17 protein-coding genes and 1 other annotated feature are annotated in these 18,220 nt (G+C 34.4%); of the genes, 14 read left to right on the top strand and 3 right to left on the bottom strand.

From position 1 onward, the window contains the following. Positions 1 to 80 precede the first annotated feature (80 nt). Positions 81 to 845, bottom strand: coding sequence for an alpha/beta fold hydrolase (locus COL05_RS03245; protein ID WP_046197642.1), 765 nt, complete (start codon positions 843 to 845; stop codon positions 81 to 83). 240 nt (positions 846 to 1,085) lie between these two features. Here COL05_RS03245 and COL05_RS03240 point away from each other — a divergent pair, with 240 nt between their 5' ends. The 3 genes from COL05_RS03240 (at position 1,086) to hitS (ending at position 4,682) form a co-directional block, all read left to right on the top strand. After that, complete coding sequence (locus tag COL05_RS03240) at positions 1,086 to 2,846, top strand: ABC transporter ATP-binding protein (RefSeq protein ID WP_098667551.1); 1,761 nt, start codon at positions 1,086 to 1,088, stop codon at positions 2,844 to 2,846. Positions 2,847 to 2,934: 88 nt separating this feature from the next. Continuing rightward, a complete protein-coding gene (gene hitR, locus COL05_RS03235) occupies positions 2,935 to 3,612 on the top strand; it encodes an envelope stress response regulator transcription factor HitR (protein WP_218937596.1) in 678 nt (225 codons plus the stop codon). Then, positions 3,609 to 4,682: an envelope stress sensor histidine kinase HitS gene (gene hitS / locus COL05_RS03230; RefSeq protein ID WP_142337331.1), complete on the top strand. Its 1,074-nt coding sequence runs from the start codon at positions 3,609 to 3,611 to the stop codon at positions 4,680 to 4,682. Before hitR ends, hitS begins: the two co-directional genes overlap by 4 nt. Positions 4,683 to 4,702: 20 nt before the next feature. On the opposite strand, the gene COL05_RS03225 is transcribed toward hitS, so the two are convergent. After that, positions 4,703 to 5,290: a DUF3139 domain-containing protein gene (locus tag COL05_RS03225; protein WP_142337330.1), complete on the bottom strand. Its 588-nt coding sequence runs from the start codon at positions 5,288 to 5,290 to the stop codon at positions 4,703 to 4,705. 195 nt (positions 5,291 to 5,485) lie between these two features. On the opposite strand from COL05_RS03225, the gene COL05_RS03220 reads away from it, so the two are divergent. The 4 genes from COL05_RS03220 to COL05_RS03205 all read left to right on the top strand — a co-directional run bounded on the left by COL05_RS03220 (position 5,486) and on the right by COL05_RS03205 (position 8,727). Then, complete coding sequence (locus tag COL05_RS03220) at positions 5,486 to 6,205, top strand: 3-ketoacyl-ACP reductase (protein ID WP_000818985.1); 720 nt, start codon at positions 5,486 to 5,488, stop codon at positions 6,203 to 6,205. A 290-nt stretch (positions 6,206 to 6,495) separates the two neighbouring features. Beyond that, positions 6,496 to 7,368, top strand: a complete 873-nt coding sequence (locus COL05_RS03215; RefSeq protein ID WP_098667548.1) for an aminoglycoside 6-adenylyltransferase — start codon at positions 6,496 to 6,498, stop codon at positions 7,366 to 7,368. A gap of 117 nt (positions 7,369 to 7,485) precedes the next feature. Further along, the gene (locus COL05_RS03210; RefSeq protein ID WP_098667547.1) at positions 7,486 to 8,313 is read left to right on the top strand and encodes a peptidoglycan-N-acetylglucosamine deacetylase; all 828 of its coding nucleotides are present in this window, start codon (positions 7,486 to 7,488) and stop codon (positions 8,311 to 8,313) included. Positions 8,314 to 8,388: 75 nt separating this feature from the next. Further along, a complete protein-coding gene (locus COL05_RS03205; RefSeq protein ID WP_142337342.1) occupies positions 8,389 to 8,727 on the top strand; it encodes an SdpI family protein in 339 nt (112 codons plus the stop codon). A gap of 48 nt (positions 8,728 to 8,775) precedes the next feature. Here the strand turns inward: COL05_RS03205 and COL05_RS03200 are convergent, their stop codons facing one another. After that, positions 8,776 to 9,384 carry an NUDIX hydrolase gene (locus tag COL05_RS03200; protein WP_098667545.1) on the bottom strand — a complete coding sequence of 203 codons (609 nt, stop codon included), beginning with the start codon at positions 9,382 to 9,384 and terminating at the stop codon, positions 8,776 to 8,778. Between the two features lie 81 nt (positions 9,385 to 9,465). Between COL05_RS03200 and COL05_RS03195 the strand changes: the two genes are divergently transcribed. The 7 genes from COL05_RS03195 to COL05_RS03165 all read left to right on the top strand — a co-directional run bounded on the left by COL05_RS03195 (position 9,466) and on the right by COL05_RS03165 (position 18,110). Further along, a complete protein-coding gene (locus tag COL05_RS03195; protein ID WP_098667544.1) occupies positions 9,466 to 10,104 on the top strand; it encodes a pyridoxamine 5'-phosphate oxidase family protein in 639 nt (212 codons plus the stop codon). 235 nt (positions 10,105 to 10,339) lie between these two features. Then, positions 10,340 to 10,571 (top strand) — a binding site (T-box leader). 154 nt (positions 10,572 to 10,725) lie between these two features. Beyond that, a complete protein-coding gene (locus COL05_RS03190; RefSeq protein WP_098667543.1) occupies positions 10,726 to 12,021 on the top strand; it encodes a homoserine dehydrogenase in 1,296 nt (431 codons plus the stop codon). Further along, positions 12,014 to 13,072 (top strand): threonine synthase, encoded by a 1,059-nt coding sequence (thrC, locus tag COL05_RS03185; protein ID WP_098667542.1) that lies wholly within the window; start codon positions 12,014 to 12,016, stop codon positions 13,070 to 13,072. Before COL05_RS03190 ends, thrC begins: the two co-directional genes overlap by 8 nt. Then, positions 13,069 to 13,962, top strand: coding sequence for a homoserine kinase (gene thrB / locus COL05_RS03180; RefSeq protein WP_098667541.1), 894 nt, complete (start codon positions 13,069 to 13,071; stop codon positions 13,960 to 13,962). The genes thrC and thrB overlap by 4 nt, the downstream gene beginning before the upstream one ends. Positions 13,963 to 14,074: 112 nt before the next feature. Then, positions 14,075 to 14,290: a DUF6366 family protein gene (locus COL05_RS03175; RefSeq protein WP_098667540.1), complete on the top strand. Its 216-nt coding sequence runs from the start codon at positions 14,075 to 14,077 to the stop codon at positions 14,288 to 14,290. Positions 14,291 to 14,469: 179 nt separating this feature from the next. Further along, entirely contained in the window at positions 14,470 to 16,776 is a 2,307-nt protein-coding gene (locus COL05_RS03170; protein WP_098667539.1) for a glycoside hydrolase, read from the top strand. Positions 16,777 to 17,108: 332 nt separating this feature from the next. After that, the gene (locus tag COL05_RS03165; RefSeq protein ID WP_098667538.1) at positions 17,109 to 18,110 is read left to right on the top strand and encodes an LCP family protein; all 1,002 of its coding nucleotides are present in this window, start codon (positions 17,109 to 17,111) and stop codon (positions 18,108 to 18,110) included. The last annotated feature ends 110 nt before the right edge of the window (positions 18,111 to 18,220 follow it).

Genomic DNA, 18,220 nt, shown 5'->3' with positions numbered 1-18,220 from the left:
CTTTTCGTATAGAGAAAAGGCTTTCCAGGGAAACTTGGGAAGCCTTTTTATGGTTGAATAAATTGGGAGTGTAGTAGTTTTTACTGTAACTTCCCATTTAAAAATCGAGCGTATAGGTCATGAAAGTAGTTCGGACGAAACAAGTTAGCTGCATGTCCTGCAAGCGGTATTTCTTTATATAAAACGTTTGGAAGAATAGACTTTAAATCAAAAAGGCAAGATTTATAGAGATGATCATGTTCACCCATTACCCATAGAATAGGATGGGGAAGTGATTTTAATTTCGATTTCAAATCGAATTCTAATCGGTGTCGTAATGATTGGGCAATAATTGATGAATGTAATTGCAATCCGAAACGGTAATAAATATTTCTTGAAATGACTGCGAACGGATTTGCTTTTAGTATGCCACTTGGAAAAATGGTATTTGCGTATTGAGAGAGCCATTTAGAGTAATCGTCTCCTCGCTTCTCCCAAAATTTTTGAAATACGTTATATAAAATGGAAGGGTTATTATAATGTCCGCCAATATGACAAATGCTCAAAACTTTTTCTGGATGCATTTGTGCAAAAATAGTAGAAATATAACAGCCGTAGCTTAAAGCACAAATATGAGCCTTTTGAATGCCTTCTTTTTCGTATAAATTCAATAATTGATCTACGAGACGCTGTAATGAAAATTCGATAGCTTCTCCTTTATCATCGCCGTGACCTAATAAGTCATAAGTAATAACGTTGTAAGAGGCGGAAAATCGTTTATGCTCTTTTTTGAAGGCACGACGATTGCCGACTAATCCATGAATAAAAATAATTGTTTCCTTTTCGGAATGTATATTTGTTTGCAAAAAGGATACTCCTTTCAATAACGGGAGATTTATATAGTATTGTAAATTGATTATTTATCATTCACATAGAATAACATTTAGCACTAGGTAATAATATCAGATATTTATATCTGTTGTAAAGATGCGTTTGTATGTATATTTTGTAAAAATAGAAAAAGTGTGTTTACATTCAGTTTACATTCGTATTGTATTCTACTTTTAGAAAGAACAGTTTGGTTTAACACGAGGAGATGAACAGGAATGGAAGTTAAAAATGAAATGAAGAAAAAAGGGAGCTGGAGGCAGTTTTTACGCCTTATTCAAGATACAAATCCTCCGAAAGGGATATTAATTTTTGCGTTATTCATGAGTTTACTTTCTACAGGAGCAAGTTTATTTATTCCGATGTTAACGAAAGGGTTAGTAGATAATTTTTCACTTTCGTCAATTAGTACAGGGCAAATTGTTGGGCTAGTTGCATTCTTTATCATGCAAACTATAGCTGCAGGATTATCTATATATTTATTAAATTATATTGGGCAGAAGATTGTAGCTGGACTGAGAGAACGTTTGTGGAAAAAGGTGCTTATTTTACCGGTAACTTATTATGATCAAAATAGAACAGGCGATACAATTAGTCGTATGACAAATGATACAGGCGTTGTGAAAACGTTAATTTCTGAGCATTTGTCAAACTTATTAACAGGTGGTATTTCAATTGTCGGATCTTTAATTGTACTATTTGTTTTAGATTGGAAAATGACACTTTTACTTTTAACGGTTATTCCATTATCAGTACTTATTTTAGTTCCACTTGGACGAAAAATGTATAAGATTTCAAAAGCACTTCAAGATGAAACGGCTTCTTTTACTAGTGTATTAACACAAGTGTTATCAGAAATTCGTTTAGTGAAATCTTCGAACACAGAAAAAAGAGAATATGAAACTGGAAATAAAGGTATCGAAAAGTTATTGCAATTTGGTTTGAAAGAAGGAAAAGTGCAAGCGTTAATTTCACCAGTTATGTCGTTTGTTTTAATGGCATTGCTTGTTATTATCGTAGGGTATGGTGGAATGCGTGTTTCTAGCGGTGCATTAACTACAGGTGAACTTGTAGCGTTTATTTTATATTTAGTTCAAATTATAATGCCGATGAGTCAATTATCTATGTTCTTTACACAATTCCAAAAGGCAATTGGTGCAACGGAAAGAATTAATACAATTTTAGAATATGAAGTAGAAGATCATGAAACAGGTGTGAAAGTCACAAATGCTAAGCAGCCAATCGTTCTTGAAAATGTTCATTTCGAGTATAACGAAGAAGAGCAAGTGTTAAAGAATATTGATTTCACAATTGAATCAGGAAAAGTAACAGCGATCGTAGGACCAAGTGGTAGCGGGAAAACGACGTTATTCTCATTATTAGAACGTTTTTATGAACCAACTAGCGGTGCCATTAAATTAGGAAAAGATTCAATTAAGAGTTATTCACTACAATCATGGCGACGTCAAATCGGTTACGTATCACAAGATAGTCCGTTAATTGATGGAACGATTCGTGATAATATTTGTTACGGTGTTGAGGGTGAGGTGACAGATGAAGAAATTGAAAAAGTAGCAGCGATGGCATATGTTGATGCGTTTATTCATGACTTACCGAATGGATATGCAACAGAAGTCGGAGAACGTGGTGTGAAGCTTTCTGGAGGACAAAGACAGCGAATTGCGATAGCCCGAGCGTTACTTCGAAACCCACAAATTCTTATGTTAGATGAGGCAACTTCAAGTTTAGATAGTAAGTCCGAGTCCGTCGTTCAAAAAGCATTAAATAACTTAATGAAAGGGAGAACAACGTTAGTTATTGCACATAGACTTTCTACTGTTGTAGATGCAGATAAAATTATCTTTATTGAAAAAGGGAATCTTACAGGAAGTGGTACGCATGATGAATTACTACAAACGCATGATATGTATCGTGAATTTGCAACGCAACAATTGAAAATTAAAGAGGGTGCATTATAAAATGAATCATCAGTGGAGCTTATACTCCGCTGATGATTCATTTTTAAAAGTTATATAAAAGATGCTACGTAGAAAGGAGATGGCTTCTTTGATACCAAAAATTTTAATAGTAGATGACGATCCACATATTAGAGAACTCGTTTCTGTATTTTTAGAGCGGGAAGGATTTCAAACATATGAAGCAATTGATGGACTAGATGCACTTCGGAAAATAGATGAAGTGAAAGTCGATATGGTTATTCTTGATATCATGATGCCGAATATGGATGGATTTGATTTATGTTTTGAATTAAGAAAGTACTATGATATTCCGATTTTGATGTTAACTGCTAAAGGGGAAACGTCTCAAAAAGTAAAAGGATTCCACCTGGGCACGGATGATTATCTTGTAAAACCGTTTGATCCGATGGAATTAGTAGTGAGAGTTAAGGCTTTATTGAAACGTTACCAAATTACAGTGTCGCAATCAATTCAAGTTGGAAATGTACTGTTAAATCGTAAAACATTTGAAGTTACAATTGGAGAACAAACTGTTACGTTGCCGCTAAAAGAATTCGAATTGCTCTTTACTTTAAGTTCTAAAGTAGGAAGAACTTGTTCGAGAGAGCAATTAATTGAAGATGTATGGGGATATGATTTTGAAGGAAATGAACGTACACTAGATGTTCATATAAATCGGTTACGTGAGAAGTTTCAAGAAGAGAAGTCGAATTTTAGTATTAAAACAATAAGGGGTTTAGGATATCGCTTAGAGGTAAGTAAATGAGGAAAAGAAAACAAATGAGTAAGTTGAAGGTGTTGAAAGTAACGGGAGCGATAGTAGCACTCTTTTCTTTTCTTACTATCATTTGGTCTACAGCTTTTTACGTATCATCTAGTATATTGGAAGCCCTTGAAATAAATCTATCTCCTTTTGTTACGTATCTCATTAGTGACATACTCAGTTTTGTATTTATGATTCTTCTTTGGATATTAATTGCAGTATTAATGAGACCGAAGCGACAGGCAATGATTTGGACAATTATTGAACCGATACAAAAAATTGCAAAAGGGGACTTCTCCGTAAAAATACGAAATGAAGAAAAGTATGATGGGGAAATTGGTGTACTCGTAAAAAGTATAAATGATATGACAGATGAACTAAACGCAATGGAGAAAATGCGTCAGGAATTTGTGTCGAATGTTTCTCATGAAATACAGTCACCATTAACGTCTATAAAAGGATTTGCTAGAGCACTACAAGACGATAATCTTTCCGAAGAAAAAAGAAATCATTATCTTACCATTATTGAAACAGAAACGACGAGATTATCTAAACTAAGTCAAAATTTACTGAAACTAACTCTTTTAGAGTCGGAAGAGTACATACCAGAAAGAGTAACTTATCGATTAGATCAACAGCTAAAACAAGTTGTATTAAATAGTGAACCGCTTTGGGCTGAGAAAGAAATTGAATTAGACCTTGATTTAGAAAAAGTGCATATAACTGCTGACCAAGAAAGTATGAGTCAAGTTTGGATTAATTTAATTCATAATAGTATTAAATTTACTCCAAGCGGTGGTACGATTACTATTCAGTTAAAGGAACATGAGACAGTAGTGGAAGTGCGTATCCGTGATTCAGGAATTGGTATATCAGAAGAACAGAAACAACATATTTTTGAGCGTTTTTATAAAGCGGATTCTTCGCGAAATCGAGCCTATGGAGGAAGTGGTTTAGGTTTAGCTATTGTAAAGAAAGTACTCGACCTTCATCATGGGGAAATAAAAGTTGAGAGTGAGGAAGGAAAAGGTACTGAATTCATTGTGCGTATGCCAAATCATGAAGAGAAATAGTGTTAGAAGNNCTTCTAACACTATTTCTCTTTAAAAATGCATTTACCGTTACTGCAATTATATTGATAAGCTTTTCCTTCGCTATTCATACGATATGAGTAATCGGATTCTTTATCTTTCTTAAAGTCAACGTATGCTTCCGCACCGTTTTTATCGTCATCTATATCAATGAATTGAACGTGTCGTATAGAATAATCTTTCTTTTCTCTTAAACCTCTTCCTTGCAAGTTTGTATGAATACCATCTACTAACTGGTCAAACAACGACCAGTTTAAATTAAGATGTTCAAATGACTCAGTATGTCTTCCTAAAATGCCGTTGTCTTGTATTATTTTTTTATTATTATCGGATGTATAAGAGTATGTAAAATAAGGTTCGTCTTTAAATACGACTTTTGCATAATAGCCGATATTATAAAGAGGAGTATATTTTCCGGTTATGCTTTGTATTTCTTGTTGCTTATATCCTTTTATAGTATGGAGATATTCGTTAGTATCTTTTTCTATTACTTTATAATGTAGTGGATTACCAAATATAAAGTACATAGCCAAAAATATGATGCATAGTCCGACTGCAGTTAGTGACAAGAACCACTTTTTTCTTTTCATACACATACACCCTCCTACGTGAGATTTATTTCTGTTTTATATTAATTATGGAAAAACATGAGAATTATAAATAAAAAATTTCTATAGTTACCTACAAGTAACCTACGCACATGAAAGTGCATCATTGCCTTTTTACATAAACATAGATACAATTTTAATATAATACATAACTGAGATGATTAAGGAGTGTTATACTTGGCAGAATTATTACAAGGTAAAAATGCTTTAATTACAGGAGCAGGTAGAGGGATTGGTCGCGCTGTAGCAATCGCATTAGCGAAAGAAGGCGTAAATGTAGGCTTATTAGCTCGTTCAGAAGAAAACTTAAAAGCTGTAGCGAAAGAAGTAGAAGCAGAAGGTGTAAAAGCTGTTATTGCAACTGCTGATGTTTCTTCATACGAAGAAGTAACGACTGCGATTGAAACGTTAAAAAATGGTTTAGGATCTATCGATATTTTAATTAATAACGCTGGTATTTCTAAATTCGGTAAGTTTTTAGAACTAGACGTTGCTGATTGGGAAAAAATCATTCAAGTAAACTTAATGGGTGTATACTATGCAACTCGCGCAGCTTTACCAAGCATGATTGAACAACAATCTGGTGATATCATTAACATTTCATCTACAGCAGGACAAAAAGGTGCACCTGTAACAAGTGCATATAGTGCTTCTAAATTTGGTGTCCTTGGCTTAACAGAATCGTTAGCGATGGAAGTTCGCAAACATAACATTCGTGTAACAGCTTTAACTCCAAGTACAGTAGCAACTGATATGGCTGTAGATTTAGGATTAACTGATGGAAACCCTGATAAAGTAATGCAAGCAGAAGATATTGCAGAATTTATCGTAGCGCAGCTGAAATTAAATAAACGTACATTTATTAAATCTGCTGGGCTTTGGTCTACTAATCCATAGGAATTAAATTTAACTTTAAAAGAAGGGATATCTATTCTGTAAGGGGTAGATGTCCCTTCTTTATTTTTTGTATTCGAGACAGAATTTTCGGTATAATTAAAAGTGAATGGTAGAAAGCATTGGGAAATTGAAAGGGATGGCAGTTGTAAAAGAGTGATGTAAGGAGGAAAAAGGGATGAAAAAGAAGTTTCAAAAATTATAACGTGTATCGTGTATAACGAGATTAGCTCGTGGACCTCCAGTATACATAACACCATATTGTCTATTAAAAAATTGGAGGCTATAAGTAGATGAGAACTGAAAAAGAAATGTTAGATTTAATTATAAATACAGCAATAGAGGATGAAAGAATTCGAGCTGTCATCATGAATGGATCGCGTGTAAATCCAAATGTAAAAAAAGATTGTTTTCAAGACTATGATATTATTTATGTTGTAAAAGGTATACGCTCTTTTACGTCTAATCATAATTGGATTCATAGATTTGGAGAAATAATGATTGTACAAATGCCAGAAGAAATGTCGTTAGTTCCACCAGATGAAGACGGAAAGTTTCCATATTTAATGCAGTTCATGGATGGCAATCGGATTGATTTAACGCTAGTTCCAGTTGAGTTAATAAAAAAGTTCGTTGGACAAGATAGTTTAAGTAAACTGCTTCTAGATAAAGATAATTCTCTGGAAGCATTCCCACCAGCAAGTGATAAAGATTACTTAGTAAAAAAGCCTACAGAAAAAGAGTTTTTAGATTGTTGTAATGAATTTTGGTGGTGTAGTACGAATATCGCAAAAGGGTTATGGCGAGAGGAACTTTCTTATGCAAAAGGAATGCTTGAAGGACCAGTGCGAGATATGTTCATCGTAATGCTAGAATGGCATATTGGTATGAAAACAGACTTTACAGTTAATGCAGGTAAATTTGGAAAGCATTTTGAGCAATATTTTGAAGAAGATATGTGGGAGCAATTTAAAAAGACATTTTCTAATGCAGATTATGAAAACATATGGGAATCATTCTTTGTCATGGGTGATTTATTTAGGAAAGTGGCGAACAAAATTGCTAACGCTTATGGATATTCGTACCCGCAAGGTGATGATGACAGAGTGACAAGTTATTTAAAACATGTAAAAGCTTTACCGAAAGATAGTACATCGATTTATTAATAATAGTCAGTAGTAAGACTGTCCAAATGACGGACAGTCTTATTTTTGTTCATGAATAGGAATTTCTCTAACAAAGTGCAGAGGAATCACATATGAAACTTTAGGGAGGTTTTTATTATGTCTTATTTTTATTCACCAAAAATGTTTGCTCCATATCAATGGGGACTAGAACGAGATGTTTTGTACGCTTATATGCCATATCACTCATTTTATTATGGAGACTATATAAGCTCATTACCATACGCATATATCCCTCAAAATTATGAAGTACAAATGAAAGTAGATGAGCGTGGATCGTGGACACCATTTTCTTGGGTCGAAAAATATGCGTACGCATTTTCAGGACCGTATAATAAAGCGGAAGTTGCTCTTACATTTGATGATGGGCCGGATTTAGAATTTACGCCCAAAATATTAGATAAGTTAAAACAACATAATGTAAAAGCTACTTTTTTCCTGCTTGGTGAAAATGCAGAAAAGTTTCCGAATGTAGTAAAGCGTATTGCGAATGAAGGGCATGTAATTGGCAATCATACGTATAGCCATCCGAATTTAGCGAGAGTAAATGATGCTGAGTACCGTAATCAAATTATAAAAACAGAAGAAATATTAAATCGTTTAGCTGGTTATGCACCGAAGTTTATTCGTCCTCCGTATGGTGAAATACTTGAAGATCAATTGAAGTGGGCAACAGAGCAAAATTTTATGATTGTACAGTGGAGTGTTGATACAGTTGATTGGAAAGGCGTAAGCGCTGATACAATTACAAATAATGTGTTAGGGAATTCATTTCCTGGAAGTGTTATCCTTCAGCATTCAACACCAGGTGGGCATTTACAAGGATCTGTAGATGCATTAGACAAAATCATTCCGCAGTTAAAAACGAAAGGGGCGCGCTTTGTAACGCTGCCAAGTATGTTCCAAACATCGAAAGAGCGGAAGTGAATGTGTTGTTAAATTGGAGAAAACAGGATTATGTCGTATAATGAAGCTGTAGGTTGTTAGGAGGGGATATAATTGATGTATGCACTAATAAACATAGGGATGAGTATTTTAATAGGTATTATATTTATACTTGCGGCGATTGTCCTTCAAAAAAATCCACCGATCGATATTAATGCGGCATATGGTTATCGTACGAAACGATCTATGAAAAATAAAGAATTATGGGATGCAGGTAATAGGTATAGTGCAGAAGTGATGAAGCAAAACGGGTTCATCATGATGTTAATTGGAAGTGTTGTTAGTATACTGTTTAGATATCCACATACAATGATAGCGATTATGGTGATTATGCTGTTATTAATCATTCGTTTATTTATACGAGTAGAGAGTAGATTAAAAATACTTGAACAATAATGAAAAAATAGGACTTCATGCAATATAATACTAGGAGTCCTATTTTATTTATAAACTATTATTTTCTAGTAAGTCTTTTCCTTGTTCAACAACAAATTCATAGTATGCAAGATCATATGGATAAATATCATCAAAAGTTATCGTTATCGGTTTATTGTTCAAAACAGAAGTAGCTGTAAAAGATGAAATCTCTCTTTTTAGTAGTTGTAGAAATGAAGCGGCATGTACTTTCATCACATCGTCTACTTCTTCACCTGGTGCGAATGGAAGTGGATTGATGACATTGTGGAAATACATATGACAAAACTCGCGATCCGTAAGATTTGAAATTTCATAATCTATTTTAAAGATGCCCTTGTATGCTAAATCAGTCGTTTGGAAAGAAAGGCCTAATTCCTCTTCAATTTCACGAAGACCACCACTTTGTACATCTTCATCATGCATAATATGTCCGGCTGAAGTAATATCCCAAATGTTCGGAGCTTCTTTTTTATTTTTAGAGCGTAATTGGAAATATAAAAACATATCTTCATCATCTTTTTCTACAAACCAACAATGAAATGTTTCGTGCCAATCACCGTCACGATGCACTTCATCACGTAATTTCTTCCCAAGTATATTTTTTTCAGTATCAAATATTGTTAACCACTCTGTCATTTAAATTCCCCTTTCTGCAAATTTTATTATACAATATTTGTATTGAATTTTGGAAAAATAAAGAAAAAGGAGAGGGTATAAGTGGGGATAGAGAGCGCGGAAATAAAATCAATTATTTCAACAGAGGAAGAATTACGGAAAATATTAGGGCAACCAAGTGAGAGAGCTTTGAAAAAGGTTATTTCATCATTAGACTATCATTGCGTAGATTTTCTGTCTAAATCTCCTTTTCTAGTATTATCTACTGCAAATAAATTAGGAGAGTGCGATGCTTCGCCGAGAGGAGATGCACCTGGATTTGTTTACGTATTAAATAATAATAAAATTATTATTCCAGAAAGACCAGGCAACCGCCGTATAGACTCCATTTTGAATATTATTTCAAATCCATGTGTAGGGTTACTCTTTTTTATTCCAGGTCTTGGGGAGACACTCCGAATAAATGGCCGAGCGTATATAACAAACGACGAAGAAATTTTGCAAGAAATGCAGGCAAATGGACGCAATCCGCTACTTGGAATTGTTGTTGAAATAGAGGAATGTTACATTCATTGTGCAAAAGCTTTTATTCGTTCGAAAATGTGGGATCCAGAATCTTGGTTGAATAAAAAAGAATTACCTTCAGCAGCAAAAATGTTGCTGGAGCATGCGAAAGTAAATACTTCAGAAGAGGATGTTGCACGTTCTTTAGAAGAAAGTTATACGAAAAGATTGTATTAAAAAAGTTTTATTTATATAGTTTTGTAAGGTGAATATGTAAACATTTTAGAATGGGACATTTCTATATGAACTATTGATTTATAAGGAGTAAAAGCAAAAAAGTAGGTAAATTGATTGGTAGTGGTATAATGTTATTGTAAAATATAATAAAAAATGATTTTGAAAATAGATAGTAAAAATAGGCTTGCTTTTTAAAAAATTGATAACTATAATAAGTTAACAAATAGACATGAACGAAAAAGTAACGATAAGGACACGGAATCATTTTTACGGTTTACAGAGAGGGAAGCCAAGGGTGTGAGCTTCCTAACACGAGAAATGATTTTACCACCTTTGAACTTCAATAGTGAACGAGTAATCTAGTAATTATTGACGGAATCAGCCGTTATCTGAACTTGAGCAATCTAGGGAGAAATACGTCTAGGTTGGAACAAGGGTGGAACCACGAAAACACATTCGTCCCTTTCCTAGGGATGAGTGTGTTTTTTTATTATTTTGAAGGGAGGTGCAGTAACATGAAACGATTTGTACGTACGGAAATAACCACCACCTGCATGATTGAAAAGCAGAACAAGGTGATTGATAGAGATAAATAATAAAATTGTAGGAGGAGATTAGAAGATGAATAACGTTATTAATGTTGGGGTGTTAGGATTAGGTACGGTCGGAAGTGGTGTTGTCCATATTTTGAAAGAACATTATAAAAAAATTGCACTTGATACAGGGTATGAAGTGAAAGTGAAGACAGTCGTTGTACGTGATTTAGAAAAAGAACGTGATGTTTGCATTGATGGAATCGTAGTAACAAGTCATGTCGATGAAGTTCTAAATGATTCAAATATTGATATTGTAGTAGAGGTAATGGGCGGAATTGAAGAAGCGAAGCAGCATATTGTTAAGGCTTTACGAAATAAGAAACATGTCGTGACAGCAAATAAAGATTTAATGGCTGTATACGGTGCAGAGCTTCTCCAGCTGGCGAACGATAATGATTGTGATTTATGTTATGAGGCAAGTGTAGCGGGCGGTATTCCGGTGTTAAGAGGGTTAACAGACGGATTAGCATCAGATCAAATTGAAAAAATAATGGGAATTGTAAATGGTACAACAAATTACATGTTAACAAAGATGAGTCAAAATGGATGGTCGTATGAAGAGGCTTTACAGGAAGCGCAAAAATTAGGTTTCGCAGAATCGGATCCAACAGCGGATGTAGATGGGCTAGATGCAGCGAGAAAGGTAGCGATTCTTGCAAACTTAGGTTTTTCGATGAATGTTTCTTTAGATGATGTGCAAGTAAGAGGGATTCGAAAGGTCGAAAAAGAAGATTTACAAATGGCTGAAAAGTTAGGATTTACTATGAAATTAATTGGTAAAGCGGAGAAACAAGGATCAGCTATCCATTTAAGTGTAGAACCGACTCTTTTACCTAGTCATCATCCATTATCAAATGTAAATAATGAATTTAATGCAGTATATGTTCACGGGCAAGCAGTAGGGGAAGTAATGTTTTACGGACCTGGAGCTGGGAAGTTACCGACTGGCTCTGCTGTAGTAAGTGATATTATTTCAATCGTTAAAAATATGAATCAAGTTCCGAAAAATAAAAGTGCGTTAAAAGAGCCAGAACCGTATGAATTACAGGGAGATGAAGAAGTTGTTTCGAAATATTTCTTACGTATTTCATTACGAGACGAACCTGGGATGTTGCAAAAAATAACAGAATGTTTCGTTAATTATTCTGTAAGTTTAAAAGAAGTGATTCAGTTACCTTTAAATCGTGAACTTGCAGAAGTCGTTGTTGTGACACATCAAACTTCAAAGTATCAATTTGAACGAGTTTTAGGAGCGATAGAAGATGTCGCAAGTGAAATAAACAGTTATTACATTATTGAGGAGGAAAAACAATATGTATAAAGGATTATTAAAACAGTATGCTTCTTATTTACCGGTGAATGAAAATACACCTGATGTGAGCTTAATGGAAGGGAATACACCGCTTATCCCGTTATTAAATATATCAAAACAATTAGGAATTCAGTTATACGGTAAGTATGAAGGAGCGAATCCGACAGGTTCTTTTAAAGATCGTGGTATGGTAATGGCAGTCGCAAAGGCGAAAGAAGAAGGTTCAGAGGCAATCATTTGTGCGTCAACAGGTAATACGTCAGCATCGGCCGCAGCATACGCGGCACGTCTTGGAATGAAATGTATTATCGTAATCCCAGAAGGGAAAATTGCACATGGAAAATTAGCGCAAGCAGTTGCTTACGGAGCTGAAATCATTTCAATAGAAGGAAATTTTGATGATGCACTTAAGGCTGTAAGAAATATTGCTGCAGAAGAGCCGATTACATTAGTAAACTCAGTGAATCCTTATCGAATTGAAGGGCAAAAAACAGCAGCGTTTGAAATTTGTGATCAGTTACAAAGTGCACCAGATGTGTTAGCGATTCCTGTTGGGAACGCTGGAAATATTACAGCGTACTGGAAAGGATTCTGTGAATATGAGAAAGAAAAAGGCTATAAGAAGCCAAGAATTCACGGGTTTGAAGCGGAAGGAGCAGCTGCTATTGTAAAAGGACATGTCATTGAAGAACCTGAAACAATTGCAACAGCGATTCGCATCGGTAACCCAGCAAGTTGGTCATATGCAGTAGAGGCTGCTGAGCAGTCTCACGGTGAAATAGATATGGTATCAGATGAAGAAATTTTACATGCGTATAGATTATTAGCAAAATCGGAAGGAGTTTTCGCTGAGCCGGGATCAAATGCTTCATTAGCTGGCGTAATGAAACATGTTCAATCCGGAAAAATCAAAAAAGGAGAAACAGTTGTGGCGGTTTTAACTGGAAATGGCTTAAAAGATCCTGATATCGCAATTTCTTCTAATACATTGGATATTGCAAGTGTTTCAAATGATATAGAACAAATTAAAGAGCATATTAAAGGGGTGATTATGTCGTGATACCATTCAGTATTCGTGTTCCTGCTAGTACAGCGAATGTTGGACCTGGATTTGATTCAGTAGGAATAGCGTTGTCATTATATTTACATGTAGTAGTAAAGGAGAAAGCTGATAAATGGCAAGTAATCCATTCCTTTGATGATTCAATTCCGATAGATGATAAAAATTTAATTGTTAGTACGGCATGTAAAGTATGTCCTTCTTTATCACCCCATATAATAGAAGTTACTAGTAACATTCCGCTAACAAGAGGTCTAGGAAGTAGTGCATCAGCAATTGTAGCTGGGATAGAGCTTGCGAATCAACTAGGCAATTTGAATTTAACTACGAATCAAAAAGTACAGATTGCTACAAATTTTGAAGGACATCCTGATAATGTTGCTGCTTCTATATTAGGAGGGACTGTAATTGGAGCACTTGATGGAAAGAATGTTTCGGTTGTAAGAATTGAAAGTAAGGAATTAGGCGTAATTTCTCTTATTCCGAATGAAGAGTTAAATACAGATGAAAGCCGGTCTGTATTACCAGATATGTTTCCGTTTCATGAAGCTGTTAAGGCTAGTGCGATTAGTAACGTATTAGTAGCGGCATTTTGTCAAAAGAAATGGGAAGTTGTAGGTGAAATGATGGAAAGAGATCATTTTCACGAGCCCTATCGTTTAGAGCTTGTACCGTTATTACCATCTATTCGTAAATGTGCAAAAGAGTTTGGCGCATACGGCACAGCGCTTAGCGGTGCAGGACCATCCATTTTTATATTAACACCATATGAAAAGCGCCGAGAAATTGCTGAGCAATTAGCGAGAGTATTTACGTCTATGAAAGTGTGTGAGCTAGAAATCGATCATAAAGGAATTACTGTAAATAAAGAAGAACATATAGAACTATAAAAAAGCTAGCATTGCTAGCTTTTTTTGTTGTAAATAGTTTTTTAGTTGGCATATAAAAGAAAAGTAATAATGTATAATTTAGTAAAGTGTGTATTCATTTGGAGGTGATCCTATGAAGCAAGAGTCACCGGAAGAAAAAAGAGAACGTATAAGGCAAAGTGAATTGAAAAATAATCCTACTGGTTCTTTACATGATGGACTTAACAGAGCTGAAACAGGTAGCCCAGTTGATATGGCAGGTGGTATGAATTGGAAAGGCACAGCGCTAGTAATTTTAGTGCTAGCTTTAGGCTATATTATATACACCTATTNNAATAGGTGTATATAATATAGAATGATTTGCTTTTATAAGTAGTGAGTATAAAAAAACACGGTTATTGTACTACATATACTTTATGCAAATTATAGTTGTCCATATGTAAAATAGAGCTAGTTTATGCTAGTTCTATTTTTTTGCCACATTCCTGTAACAAAGCCCCTGTATATTCAGTGGTGGAGGTGCAGAAGATGAAAAAAATGATAGTAATATGTCTTCTTACAACGATGTCATTTTCGACTTTAGTCGGGTGTGATGTAAAAGGTAGTAGTACTGTTCAAGAGTCTAAAATAAAGAAAGCGACGTATAAAGAGTTTACTTATGATGTCAATCCAGAGACTTTCACGTTAACTGTAGAACATGATGGTGTAAAGGAACAGGCGTCACAGCCGTTACCGAAAATGAAGGTGTCGAATGTAAAAAAAGACAAGGGTCGTACATCTTGGGAATATCCAGATCAAAAAGTAAAAGTGAATGTAGAAAAGAAAAAAGATCACTTAAATATTGAAGTGGAATCAATTGGTGCAGAAAGCTTCACATGGCCGAAAGTACAAGCTGAAAATTATACACTTCCGTTATGGGAAGGGAAGAGAATTCCGAGTAATGATGAAAATTGGAAGAAGTTTTTAAAGGATGATGCATATTCATTTGCTGAATCATTTTCTATGAAGTTTTTTGCGTTAAATGGTTCGAAATATTCCATTGTATATATCGCAAACAATATGTTTAATAATGAATTAAAATTTCATTCGGATCCGAAAATAGGATTTGATTTTATACATGAATTCCCGAGTATAAATAAAAGTAAAACATATGGATTTCAATTATATGTGACAAATAATGATGCAGTCAGTATTGCTAAACTGTATAAGGATAATATTGCTGGAAAAGGTGAATTTAAAACATTACAAGAAAAGGCTAGAAAAAATAAAGAGATTGAAAAACTTTATGGTGCGGCTTATTTTTATTTTTGGAACCAAAATGGTTTGTCTGACAGTAATGTAAATTGGCCAAAGATAAGAGAGCAAATAAATAGTCCTGTATTTAGCCATATAAAAGAACTTATTCAAAAGAATAGTTCGGAGCCTGGGGAATTGAATGTATTTGATCAAGTAGGTAAACAAGATTTCATTGATAAGTACCAAAAAAATGTTATTTTGCGTTATGTAAATGAAGTATTATCAATGAAGGGATTTTATAAAGAGGATATTTTCCAAAACGTTGATCAGGAAGCTAGTGCGCTAATAAAAAAAGGTGTAGGTCACTTAACGAAGACAGAATTGTATAGCTTAAATAAGCATTTATTAAAGTCGCTACTGGGTGATGCGGTTGAAGAGATAAGTAAATGGGATAATGCAGATGGAACGGACATATTAAAGGAAATGAAAGAGGCAGGAATAGAAAAAGCGTGGATTGGTCTGCCGAACTGGGAACAAGGATTTATGCAACCTAATTTCGTGACAAAAGCTAAGGAAACGGGGTATTTAGTTGGTCCGTATGATTCATATCATTCCATTCACGAAAAAAGTGATAAAAATTGGAACACAGCATCCTTTAATGACCCATCATTATACGAAGAGGCTACTGTAACGAAGAAAAACGGAGAAAAGGTGCAAGGATTTTTAGGAAGAGGTCGCAAGTTAAACCCGACTTTATCGCTGCCTAGTGTAAAGGAACGTATGAATGATATATTACAAAATGGACCTAAATATAATTCATGGTTTATTGATTGTGATGCGACAGGTGAAATTTATGATGACTATTCGGTAAAACATATAACAACACAAGAACAAGATTTAAAAGCAAGACTGCAACGAATGGATTATATTGCGCAAGAAAAAGGTATGGTAGTGGGCTCAGAAGGTGGAAATGACTTTGCAAGTAGCACGATTGCATTTGCGCACGGCATTGAAACACCTGTTATTAAATGGGACGATGAAGATATGAGGAAAAACAAAACAAGTCCGTATTATGTGGGGGGATACTGGTCACCGAATCAAAATGTTCCAGAAAAATATGCAAAACAAGTACCGTTAAAAGAAGAATATAAACAAGTGTATTTAAATCCTGTATATTCAGTACCATTATATAAATTAGTATACAATGATTCTGTGATTACAACGCACCACTGGGAGTGGGGAAGTTTGAAAGTAAAAGATGAGGTCGGGAACCGTATGCTATACGAATTATTGTATAATGTTCCTCCGTTGTACCACTTAGATGAAGTAGAGTGGAATAAGCATAAACAAGAAATTACGCAGCACCTGAAAGTTTGGAATGATGTTCATGAAAAGGCAGTAAAAGAAGAAATGACGAACTTTGCGTATTTGTCAGAAGATAAATTAGTTCAATCTGCTTCTTATGGAAAAGATATTAAAATTATTGTGAATTTCTCAAATGAAGAGATAGAAATAGAAAAGACGAAACTAAAAGCAAAATCCGCTTTCATTAATAATCATGGGAAGAAAACAATGTATACACCGTTTGAGAAAAAATAATATGAAATGTACATTACTATACTCATACGGATTGTATTGCTAATTTTGTTCTTTATTCTTGCTGCCTTTTTATTCCGCTTTATGGAGAAATTGAACGATTTGAAATGAATGAATTTATAAATCGGTAATTTTGGGAAATGCGAAATGCTAAATATTTGAAGTTGAAAAATAGTGACTTGCCAAAAATAAGCACGAGAGTATAATGTGAAATGGAATACATATTGGATTTATCATGTAACCTTACAAAAATGTAAGGTGATTGAAAGGAAATTCAATATGAAGATTGCTAGACATACATTATACTAGGGAAAGAGAAAGAGAGGCGAATGAAAATGAGCTCTGAATTAGAACAAAATACGAGAAGCAGTAAAAAACGTTCTAAAAGAAAGTCAATAAAATGGTTCATTTTAATTCCATTTTTCCTACTTATTTTTGGAGGAGTAGGATATGGATCATTAATATATAATAAAGCAAAAGCTGTTGTAAGTGATGCGTATGCACAAATTGATAAATCATCAAAACGAGATAAAGAAGTTGAGCCTTTAAAGGATAACATTTCTATTTTAATTATGGGTGTAGACGGCAGCGAAATGCGTAAAAGCCAATATGGTGAAGCTGTTCGCACAGATGCACTCTTATTAGCAACAATTAATAAAGATGATAAATCAGTTAAATTAGTAAGTATTCCACGTGATTCACGTGTATACATTCCATCTAGAAAGAAATTAGATAAAATTACACATGCACACGTATTTGGTGGTGTTGAAAGTACACGAGATACGGTGGAAAGATTTTTAAATGTTCCTGTGGATTATTATGTGAAGTTTAACTTTGAATCATTCGTACAAATCGTCGATTCACTTGGTGGTATTGATATTGATGTACCAGTTACTTTCACTGAACAAGATAGTAAAGACCAAGCGGGTATGATTCATTTAGAGAAAGGCTACCAACATTTAAATGGAGAACAAGCACTTGCGCTTGCAAGAACTCGTAAAATTGACAGTGATGCAATGCGTGGTCAAAGACAGCAACTTGTAATAGAAGCAATTGCTAAAAAAGCGATGTCTGTTCAATCTATTAGCAAAATGGGCTCTTTACTTGATGCGGTTGATAAAAATATGAAAACGAACTTAACTTTTGATGATATGCTTGCTATTACAAAAAATATGGCAGGATCTAATTTGGAAATGGAAAAAATGCAAATAGAAGGTACGGATAAACGTATCGGAGGTATTTATTATTACATTCCAAACGAAAAAAATGTAAAAGATATTTCAAAAAAATTAAATGAGCATTTAGGTGTAACGCCAAAGCCAGTTCGAAATGAATAATAAAAAAAGATTGGCCTTTGCCAATCTTTTTTTATCGAGATGGATTTGTAACTTTTCTGTAACGATTTTTTATCCCACTTTAATGGGCAGTAAGACCCCCACCTCAAAAT

It is taken from the genome of Bacillus sp. AFS059628 (assembly GCF_002571225.1).
GTDB lineage: Bacteria > Bacillota > Bacilli > Bacillales > Bacillaceae_G > Bacillus_A.
Note: the sequence above shows the minus strand (reverse complement) of the source record. Positions and strands in the feature narration are given on the sequence as shown.

Excerpts from the sequence above, each read along its gene's own strand:
- COL05_RS03240 (WP_098667551.1), top strand. The coding sequence starts at position 1,086 with ATGGAAGTTAAAAATGAAATGAAGAAAAAAGGGAGCTGGAGGCAGTTT.
- hitS (WP_142337331.1), top strand. The coding sequence starts at position 3,609 with ATGAGGAAAAGAAAACAAATGAGTAAGTTGAAGGTGTTGAAAGTAACG.
- COL05_RS03225 (WP_142337330.1), bottom strand. The coding sequence starts at position 5,290 with ATGAAAAGAAAAAAGTGGTTCTTGTCACTAACTGCAGTCGGACTATGC.
- COL05_RS03215 (WP_098667548.1), top strand. The coding sequence starts at position 6,496 with ATGAGAACTGAAAAAGAAATGTTAGATTTAATTATAAATACAGCAATA.
- COL05_RS03210 (WP_098667547.1), top strand. The coding sequence starts at position 7,486 with ATGTCTTATTTTTATTCACCAAAAATGTTTGCTCCATATCAATGGGGA.
- COL05_RS03205 (WP_142337342.1), top strand. The coding sequence starts at position 8,389 with ATGTATGCACTAATAAACATAGGGATGAGTATTTTAATAGGTATTATA.
- COL05_RS03200 (WP_098667545.1), bottom strand. The coding sequence starts at position 9,384 with ATGACAGAGTGGTTAACAATATTTGATACTGAAAAAAATATACTTGGG.
- COL05_RS03190 (WP_098667543.1), top strand. The coding sequence starts at position 10,726 with ATGAATAACGTTATTAATGTTGGGGTGTTAGGATTAGGTACGGTCGGA.
- thrC (WP_098667542.1), top strand. The coding sequence starts at position 12,014 with ATGTATAAAGGATTATTAAAACAGTATGCTTCTTATTTACCGGTGAAT.
- COL05_RS03170 (WP_098667539.1), top strand. The coding sequence starts at position 14,470 with ATGAAAAAAATGATAGTAATATGTCTTCTTACAACGATGTCATTTTCG.
- COL05_RS03165 (WP_098667538.1), top strand. The coding sequence starts at position 17,109 with ATGAGCTCTGAATTAGAACAAAATACGAGAAGCAGTAAAAAACGTTCT.